Below are 12,714 nucleotides of genomic sequence, written 5' to 3' on the forward strand. Positions count from 1 at the left end.
ATTAATGTTCCTTTATTAAGGTTATAAGCGGCATTAGTCTTTATCAATACGACTAGCAACAGCGCCATGTTGATCTTTATATTTTGCATCTTGTCTTTGATTATATGGTCTAGCAGCTGGGCCACTGAGAGTTTCAAAACTTAAGGCGCCAATAGTCATACCAGGTCTAAGCGCAACAGGTATTTTTCCCGAATTATAAAATTCTAAAACAATTTGCCCGTGCCAACCAGGATCGATGCGATGAGCGGTAACATGTACCATAAGTCCTAAGCGCGCTAATGATGAACGGCCATCTAACCAACCGACTAAATCATTAGGGATTGTAACTGATTCGAGTGTTACTGCTAAGGCAAGTTCCCCTGGGTGTAAATAAAAGGCATCATCTTCAGTTAATATCATTTCTTCACTCATGACACGATCGAGAACCGCCGCAACTTCTTCTTTTGGACCACTCAAATCAATGTAAGGTGTAGTATGTTCTTTAAAAGTACGAAATTGATTACCTAATCGAACGTCAACAGTGGCGCCATTAATACAACTTAAAGCAGGTTGTGGCGTAATTTTTAATTTACCACTATTTAAATACGCTTCAATATCACGATCACATAATCTCATAAGTTATCCTTAATTCTGCTATTAATTATATTTTAACAGTTTCTTTAGTTGGCGTCGATGTCGATAGATTAAGGTTTTATCAACCAAGCGCGACCAAAATGATTATAATAACCAGCTTGTTCACCGGCTTTATCGCCAATACCTAAGTATAGATCAAAGTGATGTCCTTTTATTGCTCCACCAACGTCAAGAGCGACCATCAAACGCACTTCTCGCCTGCCACGATATTGACCGTCACTATCAAGGAGTGGGACGTCAACTAATATAACTGATCCGGTTGGGATTAATGACTTATCTGATGCAACCGATGCATTGGCAACTAATGGTACCGCAGCAGCACCTTTTACCTCGGCATTATATTGCGGTTTAAAAAAAACAAAAGATCGGTTTTGAATTAATAGTTCTTTGATTTGTTTTTCACTTTTATTTTTAGCCCAATTTTTTATGGCTTGAATAGACATATCTTCCTTGGCTATCTCACCTTGTTCAACCAGTATACGTCCGATGCTTGAATAACTATGGCCATTTTTACCAGCATAACTAAAAAAAACTAAAGGAAGACCATCTTCAAAATCAAGATAAGCACTACCTTGCACTTCCATAATAAAATTGTCCAATAAAGAGTTACTATAAGCAATCTCAAGGCCTTTATTCACAAGCGCACCATTATAGATTTGTTCACGGCTAGGTAATTTTCTTTTCTTTTGAGTTGGCATTTTGTAAATTGGATATTTAAATTCACCCGTTGGTTGGTGTCTGGCCTTTATAATTGGCGTATAGTAACCAGTAATATGTACGTTACCATATCCATCACTGCCTGCCATTTCATAACTTTTTAAGCCAACTTTGGCTAACTCCTTTGATTTTAATGACTTCTTTATCCATACATCTATCGCTTCATAGATATGTTGGTTTTTATAATAAAGCGAAGGTGATGTATTTTTAAGTTTTTCTATTTGAATGTTATAATCAGTAACATTAACCGGCGTAGCCAAATGTGGATAGCTAACATTTAAATCATATGGCAACTTTCCGTCTTTAAATTGTTTACTGCGGGAATTGGAATTACCTTGACAACTAGTAAGCAGTGACAAAATAAATACAACAAGTAATGTATAAATATGAAGTTGAAGTTTATTTTCTTTCATCTTGATAATTTATTGTAATTAGTTAAGTATTATTGCCGGCTATGCTACACAATTCTATTATAAGAAACTACCAATAATTATTAGATTGTCATAAAAAGTTTTCATAACGATTCAGCTTGCGATTTAAAGCTATAGACTTTATAGTTTTTTACTCTTTATAAAATCGAAAAATTGTAAAAACGACAGGTAATCTACACGATGAATAGTACGTCTTCAAATAATGATCTTAAACGAAATCTCTCCAGCAGACACATCCAATTAATAGCAATAAGTGGTGCAATTGGTACGGGATTATTTATGGGTTCAGGAAAGACGATTAGTCTTGCTGGACCATCTATTATTTTTGTGTACATGATTATTGGGTTTGTTTTATTTTTTGTTATGCGAGCAATGGGTGAAATTTTATTATCCAATCTTAATTATAAATCATTCAGTGATTTCGCTAACGATTTATTAGGTCCTTGGGCCGGTTTTTTCACTGGTTGGACTTATTGGTTTTGTTGGGTAATTACTGGTATTGCTGATGTTGTGGCTATTGCTGGATATGCACAGCACTGGTTTCCCGAGTTACAAGCATGGATACCAATGCTACTGACGGTTATCGTGCTTTTAACATTGAATTTGTTGACGGTGCGTATGTTTGGCGAGACTGAATTTTGGTTTTCGATGATCAAAATTGTCGCAATTTTAGCCTTAATTGCTATTGGCCTTGTGTTAGTTTTCACTGCTTATCATTCAGAACTAACTAATACTACAGCAACGTTTTCGAATCTCTGGAATTACGGTGGATTCTTCCCTCATGGTACTATGGGTTTTTTTGCTGGTTTCCAAATCGCAATCTTTGCCTTTGTTGGGATTGAGCTTGTTGGCACAACAGCAGCTGAAACACTAGATCCGAATAAAAATTTACCGCGGGCAATTAATTCAGTACCAGTACGAATTATCTTTTTCTACGTTTTTGCTTTGATTATTATCATGAGTGTAACACCGTGGGAATTTATTTCACCGAATAAAAGTCCATTTGTTGAACTCTTTACGCTAATTGGCTTACCTGCGGCAGCCAGTATTATCAATTTTGTAGTTCTTACCTCTGCGGCATCTTCGGCAAATAGTGGTATTTACTCAACCAGTAGAATGTTATTTGGTCTCGCAAAAAAACAAGATGCACCGGAACAATTTGGTAAATTATCCAAACGTTCAGTTCCTGCTAATGGTTTATTATTTTCCTGTATTTGCCTATTAGGTGGCGTAGTATTGATTTATTTAGTGCCTAATGTGATGGAAGCATTTACTATTGTAACGACTATTTCAGCTATTTTATTTATGTTTATTTGGTCGATGATTTTGATTTCTTACATTGCTTACCGCGGTAAAAAAGCTAAATTACATCAAGCTTCACAATTTAAAATGCCGGGTGGTATCGTTATGTGTTTTGTATGCTTGGTATTTTTTGCTTTTGTGATTGTGTTGTTAACCTTTGAAAAAGATACTTGCCAAGCCTTGATTGCAACGCCAATATGGTTTGTTATTTTGGGAATCAGTTACTTTATTCGTTCATTAAAACGTCAATAATTACTCTATTCAATCGGCAGGTATACTGCCGATATTTATTACATTATTATTTTTGATGTTTATTTGGCCAAATAAAACTTGCAATAATGCCTAAAAATAAAGTGCTTAATTTTACATAAAGGCTGACTATCGGGCCATACCCAAATAAATGTTCACTAGCATACAAAGCAAGTTTTACTGCGATTAAAAAATAATAGGCAAACTACAGCTTTACCAAGATGTACTAGATGTTGTTGCATCGGCTCTAAAACGAAATACATATTTCTTAGCCCCAAAATAGCGAAGATCATTGCACAATAAATAATCAGTGGTTATTGATTGATGGCAATAACAGCAGGAAAAGAATCAAATGCAAACATCACTTAACTCAACTCAATTACCACACACATAAAAATAGTGGGGTTGCATATAAAACACTTTTTGACATTTTATGAATAATATCGCTGTTTTCTGACTTAGCTAACTCAACGTCTTATTGTTTTTTGGTTAATAAAAAAATGATGATCAACTATTTTGGGATAAGAAGGAAAACTACGTTTAGCGATATGATAAGCAAAATGTTCTGAATAATCTTGTTTTCATCATGACTTTGATTGTTTAGCATCATAAATTTGTAAAAGTTACAACAATAGAAAAAATAGCCCATCCAAGTTCCTAAAGATAATAAACTGATACCTATCACAACAAAAATAGCACGGAAAATAATAGCACCAATTACCCTCAATGAAGTAATTGATGTCGATAGTTATTAGAGAAAGCAAGCCATGAAAATAGCGCCATTATGACGAATAAATTATCAACTGAATGCGCTTTTTCAAGCACATAACCAGTAATAAATAGACTTGCTATCTGATTTCCATGGTGAAAATAGAGATAAATGCAAAATCTAAAGCAACAATAATCCAAAATAAAGACCATATTATTTAACTAGTTAGACTACTGGGTTTATCGTTATGGTGAGCGTATGAATCAATTATAATTGTCGTTAAAGCCAAAATGATAAACATCAGAACGGTTTTAATTGGCAAGCCTAATGAATGAAGAATGATAGCTTTGTCACCTATATTTAATTCACTTTTGAAAGAAATTCAAAAGTACTACAATTAATGACATTTAGAATATAATATTAAAAGTGATTGAGTATATTGATAGGCTTATCAAAAAAAGATATATTGGTTATCTCTCATTAACTAATCACATTTAATAATCCTTTGAGCATAAACTCATGACAAATATAAGGTTATCTTTTTTATTAATCGTTACTTTTTTTTCATGCTTAGTACAAGCGCAATCGGTTGAGCCATATATTTCAACGTTACCTAAAGGTAGTGATCTATCCATTTTAGTGCAAACCGTTGATGGTAGACCCAAAACATTAGCAAAATACAAAAGTGATCAATTTAAACACCCGGCAAGCACGCAAAAAGTGATAACCGCATTAGCAGCACAACTTGAACTGGGCAGTGATTTTCGGTTTGTTACAGCAATGTACACTAATGGCTCTGTCAGTAATAAGCAACTTAATGGCGATCTTATTATCAAATTGAGTGGTGACCCAACTTTTAGTCGGGAAACATTAAAAAATATGATTAGCACCCTTCGCCAAAAAGGGGTAGAGAAAATTTCAGGCGATGTTATTTTAGATACCTCCATTTTTGCTAGTCATGATAAAGCAGAAGGGTGGTCATGGAATAATTTAACCGCTTGTTATAATGCTCCAGCATCGGCTGCAACAATTGATAGCAACTGCTTTTATGCGATGATTAAACCAGGAAAGGTTGGTGGTAGAGCTTCAGTTTCTGTTTCATCTAGTATTCCGGTTATGGTCTCAGGTGACGTTAGAACGATTGCGGCTAATAGTAAGGATATAAATGATAGATATTGTCAGTTGGATGTCACTGCCGATAAAAATCGTTACTATTTATCCGGATGTATTGCTTCTAATGCTAATAAAACGCCATTAAAGTTTGCGGTTATGGATCCAACCGAGTACTTTACTACAGTGTTAAAAAACGAGCTAAAAGCACAAAAAGTATCCTACAAAGGACGTATTTTTGAAAGAAAACAAAAATCAACCGGCTCATTGACACTATTAACATCAAATCAATCGGCACCACTTTCTGATTTATTAACGGTTATGTTAAAAAAATCAAATAACTTATATGCTGATATTATCTTTAGGACATTAGGTGCACATTATTATAATACTTCAGGAACATGGCGTAATGGTGGTGATGCGGTTAAACAGATTTTACGTAAAAAAGCAGGAATTGATTTAGAAAATTTAGTGATTGCTGACGGTTCTGGTTTATCACGTCTCAATCTCGTTAGCGCCAATAAATTAATGGAAATATTACAATATATTTCAGCAAATAATAACCAATTAGCTTTTATTGAAAAATTACCGATTGCTGGCGTTGATGGAACTTTACAAAATCGTAAAAGCTTCAATCAATTCCCATTTAAACAAGTGATTATGGCCAAAACTGGCTATATACAAGGCTGTTATAATTTAGCAGGGTTTATTCAAAAATCAGACGGCGGTTATGTTGCTTTTGTACAGTTGTTATCAGGTTATCGAGCCGATAGTCAAGGTGAACCTAAAAATAGTGCAGTTATGCGATTTGAAACTGAATTTTATAAAAACTTTATTAATTAATATCTAGTATCTTGATCTAGGATAAGGGCAATGTATCTAACATCGCCCTTATGTTTTTAGTTAGAAATTATCAGCTAAGAAACCACCACTTTGATGTTTCCAAAGTTGCGCATAAAGCCCGTCTTTACTCAGCAACTCTTGATGAGTTCCTTGTTCAATAATTTTTCCTTGATCTAATACAATTAATCTATCCATTGCCGCAATCGTCGATAATCGATGGGCGATAGCTATAACAGTTTTACCTTCCATTAATGTATATAAGCTTTCTTGGATGGCTTGCTCAATTTCAGAATCAAGTGCACTCGTCGCTTCATCTAATAACAGAATTGGTGCATTTTTCAGGATGACTCGAGCAATAGCAATGCGTTGACGTTGTCCACCTGATAATTTTACGCCACGCTCACCAACAAAAGCATCATAACCAGTTCTTCCATTTGCATCGACTAAACCTTCAATAAAACTGTCTGCATGGGCTTTTTTGGCAGCGATTATCATCTCTTGTTCAGTAGCATGATTATTACCGTATAATAAATTATCTCTTACTGAACGATGTAATAGAGAAGTATCTTGGGTCACCATACCAATTTGTGCACGTAAGCTTTCTTGATTGACTTTGGTGATATCTTGACCGTCAATAAAAATCTGTCCATTTTGTAAATCATAAAATCGTAATAATAAATTAATTAAGGTTGATTTTCCGGCGCCAGATCTGCCGACTAAGCCGATCTTTTCACCCGGTTGAATGGTCAAATTTAAGTTATCAATAATGGCATTTTTTAATTTGGCATCATAACTGAAATTTATCTGTTTAAATTCGATTTTGCCGTTGGTCACTTTAAGTGATGGTGCATCAGGTTGATCGACCACGGTTTTAGCGACCGAGAAGGTGTTAATACCATCTTTAACCACACCAATATTTTCAAATAATGCCGCCATTTCCCACATAATCCAGTGTGAAAAACCATTTAATCTAAGGGCTACAGCGGTCGTGGTGGCAATAGCACCTACACCAATTAAAGCATTGCTCCATAACCACAAAGATAAGCCTGTAGTGCCAAGTACCAAGAAAATAGACAATAAATGATTAACTATTTCAAAGCTACTGACTAAACGCATCTGTTTATTAACGGTAACTAAAAATTCATCCATCGATTCTTGTGCATATTTAGCTTCATTACCGGCATGAGAAAACAGCTTGACTGTCATAATATTTGTATATGCGTCTGTCACACGACCAGTCATAGTTGAACGGGCATCTGCTTGCATACTTGCCACTTTACTTAAGCGTGGAATAAAGTAATACATCGCAATGCCATAAACCAAACACCAAATCATAAACGGAACTAATAACCAAAGATCTAACTGACCTATGATTGTGGCCATGGTAATGAACGAAATCAGAACATAGATAAAAATATCTGCCACTAAAAAGCAGGTATCCCTTACCGCAAGTGCGGTCTGCATGACTTTTGCTGAAATTCTACCGGCAAATTCATCTTGAAAGAAACTCATGCTTTGATTTAGCACTAATCTATGAAGATTCCAGCGCAATCGCATTGGAAAGTTTCCTGCCAGACACTGATGTTTAATAATGGTTTGTAAGGCAATAATAATCGTGCTAGCTAATATAATTATCGTGAACACGATTAAGGTAGATTTTTCTTGTTGCCAAAATTGCTCGGCTGAAACAGCCGCCAGCCAATCAACAACTTTACCAAGGGCAGCATATAAAAAAGCTTCAAAAGCACCAGCTAGGGCACTTAATATGATTAATAGTAGCAAGAAAAAACGTGTTCCTTGCGTGGATTGCCAAATAAAGCTGAAAAAACTTTTAGCCATCGGCTGTGGTTCATCTTTTGGATAAGGTGATACCAATTTTTCAAAAAATCGATACATAATTGACCTAATTAGTTAAAAGGTTACTCATTGATAGATTTATCAATGATATAAAAAAGTGAGGGCAAATAAATCTCACGTTAAGCGTTATGACACAAAACGTAACTATAAAATAGCTGAATTAAAATCACTTGAATATATACCTATTAAACTGATGTAATGAAAAGTAAAAAAGAGGAAAGTTATTTTTGCTTTCCTAATAGCAAATTATATATTGAAAAGTACTAGATTACTAATAAATGTATTAAAATCCTCTTTGATGATGGCTACAATTCGCTTAACGATATGGTATCTTTCAAAACAGGCTTAAAGTACCTCAATAGTAAGTTAATCATCATTATTGCAAATTGAAATCCAATTTCCAGATGTTAGCTATATTTTTTGCTATAAAAATTTGTTCTTTTAATCAATAAATTATACTTTCAGTTATTTTATTCACCTGAGTTTTTTAAAATAAATTCATTACTATTTTGCCTGACGAGTGCTATTCAACTATTTTTAAACCAATAAACGCGTCTTTGGGGCTAAAAATGGTTTGGTAATTGATTAAATAAGCTAATATTTGTTTAAAACAAAAAAAATTTTGACGCAAAATATCAGATTGTGTACTTCGCTATTTGATCTGTTTAGGATTAATTTATTGGTTAGTGTTATCTAACACTATTTTTATTTACTCATTTTTTTTAAATATTTAACGATATATTTTTATTGATTTTTTTTATGATTAAATATGCTCCGATTAATTGATATAAAGGGGTTAAATCTAATTAAAACATTGACTAAAACACGAAAAAATGGATAATAGAACCAATAAGGATTTTTCATTGTTTTCTTTCCTTATATTCCTTATATTTCATGTTGGCCCACATATTTTATGCGGGTCTTTTTTTTATCTAAAGCTAACTTATCATGAAATCCCAGTATAAAAAGGGTATAATTATTTCCATTATTTTATAATCTATTTGTTGAAGTTAATTGTTCAAATAGCGATATATCTTTAAATGAGGTTTTAATTATGTCATTTAGCATTCCCCATCTTTTAGTATTTCTTGCCGTGGTGGTTCTCATTTTTGGAACTAAAAAATTACGTAATCTAGGCTCCGATCTTGGTTCAGCGCTAAAAGGGTTTAAAAAAGCGATGAATGATGATGAAGTTGAAAATGATAACAAGCTTGATAAGCAATAACCCAAATTATTGATATGAAAACGCAATTTGATGTCGCCATAGTTGGTGGTGGATTAGTTGGTTTGGCAACCGCATGTGCGCTTAGTCAGTACAATATAACAGTAGCAATTGTCGATGCTAAAGTTAATGAGCATCAAAACTTTGCCTATGACGAAATAGGTATCAGAGCTTCGGCGATTAATGGCGCAAGTCAGCAATATTTTTCTCAGATTGGTATTTGGAATGATTTGTGTGCTAGCGAACGCGTTCATGCCTTTAGTGAGATCGGTGTTTGGGAAAAAAACGGTCTAGCTCATCTTGGCGCACATGCCAAAGATTATGGTTACCCAAATCTTGGTTATATCATCGAAAATAATCTGATCTCACACTATCTTTATCAACATGCGCAAGCAAACCCTAACATTGCTATTTTCAATCTTGCCGCTATCGATAATAATTGTACTCAAGATGACGCCTTTTTAACTTTAGCGGATAATACTCGGTTACAAGCCAAACTGATTATTGGAGCGGATGGCGCTCACTCTTGGCTGCGTAGACATGAAAAAATTTCTCTGCTTGAACGTAATTATCTTCACCATGCGGTGATTACAACAGTTGAAACACAATATCCTCATCAAGCATGTGCCAGACAGATTTTTTATCCCAATGGTATTGTTGCCTTTTTACCGCTTTGGCAAGCCAATAAAAGCTGTTTGGTATGGTCGACTAAACCTGAACAAGCTGCAATTTTAACCTCTTTGACTGAATCTGACTTTTGCCAAGAACTGTTTAAATTAACTGGTGATAAAGTAGGGCAATGTCAGTTAGTTAATCCTAGGATGGTATTTCCTTTAAAAGCCCGCTTCGCTAAACAATTTGTCAAACATCGGTTAGCACTAATAGGTGATGCCGCGCATACTATTCATCCATTAGCTGGACAAGGAGTTAATTTAGGATTTCAAGATTCTGCATTATTGGTGGCAACTATTAGAAAACTTATTGAAGAACAGAAAGATATCGGTTTACTGGAAAACCTAAAATCATTTCAATTTACTCGTCGTAAAGATGCTTTAGTTATGTTAACTGCCATGCGAACTATTCAAGATATGTTTAATGGTAACAATGCCCTTAAAAAGATGGTCAGAACGGTTGGCATGAACGCTATTGATAAATTTTCACCATTAAAGAAACAGTTGATCAAATACGCCATGCAGATTTAATCTGTTTATTAATCCTGTAGCTGTCGCTACAGGATAATCATTAAATCAACTTATTTAAAAGCGATTTGATAAGATGATGGTATAAATGGTGATGTTGGAATTCGCAACGGCCAATAAGGATCCTTTAATAAACCCCGACCAATCGCAACTAAATCAGCATCGCCTGTGCTTAGTACATAATCAGCAACATAAGGATCTTCTAGCATACCAACGGTGATGATCGGCAAATTAGTAACTTGTCTAATTGCTCGTGCTAAATAAACTTGGTACCCAGCATGGAATTCTGGCGAATGGTTTGGATCTAACAGACCGTCACCACCGCCACTGACGTCTAACACATCGGCACCAGCTTGCGCAAAACGTTTGGCAATTTGGCAGCCGTAATTAACATCGTAACCATTAGCGCCATATTCTTGGGCGGAAAAACGAACTATCAGTGGCATATCTTTTGGCATAACTGATTTTACTGCCTTGATCACCTGTTCACCAAATAATAATTTATCCTGACCATATTCATCGGTTCTTAAATTGCTTTTTGGTGAACTAAATTGATGGATTAAATAACCATGTGCGCCATGGATTTCAATGGCATCAAAACCGGCCTCCACGGCACGTTTGGTTGATTGTCTGAATTTTTCGATAATATCAGCAATTTCATCTTTGCTTAATTCTCTAGGCGTTTGATATTGCCATTTTGGATTAGCTTCGACGTTGCCATCATAACGAATAGGGGAGCAGGAAACGACATCAGATTCGCCTAACGCTTTTCGACCTGCATGGGCAATTTGAATTGCGATTTTACCATTTTGTGCGTGAACTCCATCGACGATACGTTTAAGCTGATCGCGTTGTTCATCATTCCATAATCCCAAACAATTTGGTGAGATTCGACCATTTGGAGCAACATTGGTCATCTCTAAAATAATTAAGCCTACACCACCAATCGCCCGCGAGACATAATGAACAAAGTGCCAATCATTAGCTAACCCCTCTTTTGCTTGATATTGACACATAGGTGGCATCACAATGCGATTTTTGAGTGATAAATTTTTTACGTTAAATGGCGTATTAAGATAGGAAATTTTGGCCATAGCTGACTCCTGTTTTCAATAATGGTGCAAATTCTTATATTGCCTGATAAATAGAATATGGTGTTTAAAATCGCAAAATTAAAGAGAGTAAATCTTAAAAAAACTCGTTCCTCATTTTTTTAGTGATTAAACCGTTTTAGCGTGACGAACTGATTTAAGGTAATGTAACCAACATAACAAACCTAATGATCCTAAAACCGTTCCTGAAATAATTATCGCCAACCAACCGTAATTACTATACAAATACGTCGAAGCAATAGAGCCCAACATGCCACCGATAAAATAACTTACCATATAACCGGTATTCATCCGGCTGCGGGCTTCTGGTCGAATTTGATAGATGGCGTTCATATTTGATACATGAGTAACTTGTACCGCAAAATCTAATAAAATTACGCCTAAAATTAAAGCAAAAAGAGAATACTCGGCAAGAGAAAGTGGTAGCCAAGAGGCTAGGAGTAGGATTAAGCCAATGGTGGTCGCTAAAAAGCCTTTTCCTTTGTCAGATAACCTACCAACAATAGGCGAACCGAGTGCCCCTGCTGCACCCGCTAAGCCGAATAATCCGATTATAAAATCGGAATAATGATAAGGTGTATTACTTAATACAAAAGCGAGTGGTGTCCATAATAATGAAAATAGTGCAAAGGAGATAATTGCCAATAATGATCGAATGCGCAATACGGGTTCTTGTTGATATAACGATCCAATCGAGAATAGCAGTTGAAAATAATTAATATTAATCGTATTTTTATAACTAGGTAACGATAAGTAAAGTAACAAAGTGACAATAGTCATGATTGACGCGGCGATCCAATACACATAATGCCAATCAGTCATTGAGGAAACCAAACCAGCGAATGCTCGGCCTAATAAAATACCAAGCAACATCCCACTCATTAATGTTCCGACAATTTTACCCCGATGCTCAGGACTTGATAGTGTCGCCGCGAACGGAATGAGTACTTGGGCAACAGTAGAAAATAACCCGGTCATAGCTGTGCCTAGCATAAGCATCCACAAACTTTTTGATGTTGCACTAATCAGCAAACCACAAGTAGATAATATCATCAAGATTAGTATTAACCGTTTACGTTCCATTTTATCGCCCAGTGGGGTGATAAATAATAACCCTATAGCATAACTAAATTGTGCTGCCATGATGATAAAACCAGCATGTTTCACCGCAATATGTAAATCATCAGTTATTGAGTGCAATAGTGGTTGAGCATAATAATTACTTGCGACGGTTATCCCAATGGCAAAAGCCATCAGGAATACTAACCATGCCGATAGACCTTGCGCCTGTTTGCTATTCATAATAAAAAGTTAACTAATAAATGATGGT

The 12,714-nt window shown here is 35.3% G+C and carries 9 protein-coding genes and 1 pseudogene; 4 read left to right on the forward strand and 6 right to left on the reverse strand.

The annotated features are described in order from the left end of the window. Positions 1–33: 33 nt before the first annotated feature. Together dcd and mltA are read right to left on the reverse strand one after the other, a co-directional pair. Positions 34–615 carry a dCTP deaminase gene (gene dcd, locus DKK70_RS03790; RefSeq protein WP_110432794.1) on the reverse strand — a complete coding sequence of 194 codons (582 nt, stop codon included), beginning with the start codon at positions 613–615 and terminating at the stop codon, positions 34–36. Positions 616–683: 68 nt separating this feature from the next. Next, entirely contained in the window at positions 684–1,763 is a 1,080-nt protein-coding gene (mltA, locus tag DKK70_RS03795; RefSeq protein ID WP_110432795.1) for a murein transglycosylase A, read from the reverse strand. Between the two features lie 198 nt (positions 1,764–1,961). Here mltA and cycA point away from each other — a divergent pair, with 198 nt between their 5' ends. After that, on the forward strand, positions 1,962–3,335 hold the full coding sequence (gene cycA, locus DKK70_RS03800; protein WP_110432796.1) for a D-serine/D-alanine/glycine transporter: 1,374 nt from the start codon (positions 1,962–1,964) through the stop codon (positions 3,333–3,335). A 46-nt stretch (positions 3,336–3,381) separates the two neighbouring features. Here the strand turns inward: cycA and DKK70_RS17435 are convergent. Further along, positions 3,382–4,258: pseudogene (locus DKK70_RS17435) on the reverse strand (TerC family protein). A 302-nt stretch (positions 4,259–4,560) separates the two neighbouring features. On the opposite strand from DKK70_RS17435, the gene dacB reads away from it, so the two are divergent. Continuing rightward, complete coding sequence (dacB, locus tag DKK70_RS03810; protein WP_110432797.1) at positions 4,561–5,994, forward strand: serine-type D-Ala-D-Ala carboxypeptidase; 1,434 nt, start codon at positions 4,561–4,563, stop codon at positions 5,992–5,994. Between the two features lie 60 nt (positions 5,995–6,054). Here dacB and DKK70_RS03815 read toward each other — a convergent pair whose 3' ends face one another. Beyond that, the gene (locus DKK70_RS03815) at positions 6,055–7,890 is read right to left on the reverse strand and encodes an ABC transporter ATP-binding protein (RefSeq protein ID WP_146210841.1); all 1,836 of its coding nucleotides are present in this window, start codon (positions 7,888–7,890) and stop codon (positions 6,055–6,057) included. 1,015 nt (positions 7,891–8,905) lie between these two features. Here DKK70_RS03815 and tatA point away from each other — a divergent pair. Further along, positions 8,906–9,076 (forward strand): Sec-independent protein translocase subunit TatA, encoded by a 171-nt coding sequence (gene tatA / locus DKK70_RS03820; RefSeq protein ID WP_375334964.1) that lies wholly within the window; start codon positions 8,906–8,908, stop codon positions 9,074–9,076. Positions 9,077–9,090: 14 nt separating this feature from the next. Continuing rightward, a complete protein-coding gene (locus tag DKK70_RS03825) occupies positions 9,091–10,275 on the forward strand; it encodes an FAD-dependent monooxygenase (RefSeq protein ID WP_110432799.1) in 1,185 nt (394 codons plus the stop codon). 50 nt (positions 10,276–10,325) lie between these two features. On the opposite strand, the gene DKK70_RS03830 is transcribed toward DKK70_RS03825, so the two are convergent. Next, positions 10,326–11,366: an NADH:flavin oxidoreductase/NADH oxidase gene (locus tag DKK70_RS03830; protein WP_110432800.1), complete on the reverse strand. Its 1,041-nt coding sequence runs from the start codon at positions 11,364–11,366 to the stop codon at positions 10,326–10,328. A gap of 126 nt (positions 11,367–11,492) precedes the next feature. Beyond that, entirely contained in the window at positions 11,493–12,686 is a 1,194-nt protein-coding gene (locus tag DKK70_RS03835; RefSeq protein ID WP_110432801.1) for an MFS transporter, read from the reverse strand. Positions 12,687–12,714: the final 28 nt, after the last annotated feature.

Source organism: Gilliamella apicola (assembly GCF_003202655.1).
Lineage (GTDB): Bacteria > Pseudomonadota > Gammaproteobacteria > Enterobacterales > Orbaceae > Gilliamella > Gilliamella apicola_R.

What these genes read in the sequence shown, in the direction of transcription:
- tatA (WP_375334964.1), top strand. Translation starts at nt 8,906, where the DNA reads ATGTCATTTAGCATTCCCCATCTTTTAGTATTTCTTGCCGTGGTGGTT.
- DKK70_RS03825 (WP_110432799.1), top strand. Translation starts at nt 9,091, where the DNA reads ATGAAAACGCAATTTGATGTCGCCATAGTTGGTGGTGGATTAGTTGGT.
- mltA (WP_110432795.1), bottom strand. Translation starts at nt 1,763, where the DNA reads ATGAAAGAAAATAAACTTCAACTTCATATTTATACATTACTTGTTGTA.
- DKK70_RS03830 (WP_110432800.1), bottom strand. Translation starts at nt 11,366, where the DNA reads ATGGCCAAAATTTCCTATCTTAATACGCCATTTAACGTAAAAAATTTA.
- cycA (WP_110432796.1), top strand. Translation starts at nt 1,962, where the DNA reads ATGAATAGTACGTCTTCAAATAATGATCTTAAACGAAATCTCTCCAGC.
- DKK70_RS03815 (WP_146210841.1), bottom strand. Translation starts at nt 7,890, where the DNA reads ATGTATCGATTTTTTGAAAAATTGGTATCACCTTATCCAAAAGATGAA.
- DKK70_RS03835 (WP_110432801.1), bottom strand. Translation starts at nt 12,686, where the DNA reads ATGAATAGCAAACAGGCGCAAGGTCTATCGGCATGGTTAGTATTCCTG.
- dacB (WP_110432797.1), top strand. Translation starts at nt 4,561, where the DNA reads ATGACAAATATAAGGTTATCTTTTTTATTAATCGTTACTTTTTTTTCA.
- dcd (WP_110432794.1), bottom strand. Translation starts at nt 615, where the DNA reads ATGAGATTATGTGATCGTGATATTGAAGCGTATTTAAATAGTGGTAAA.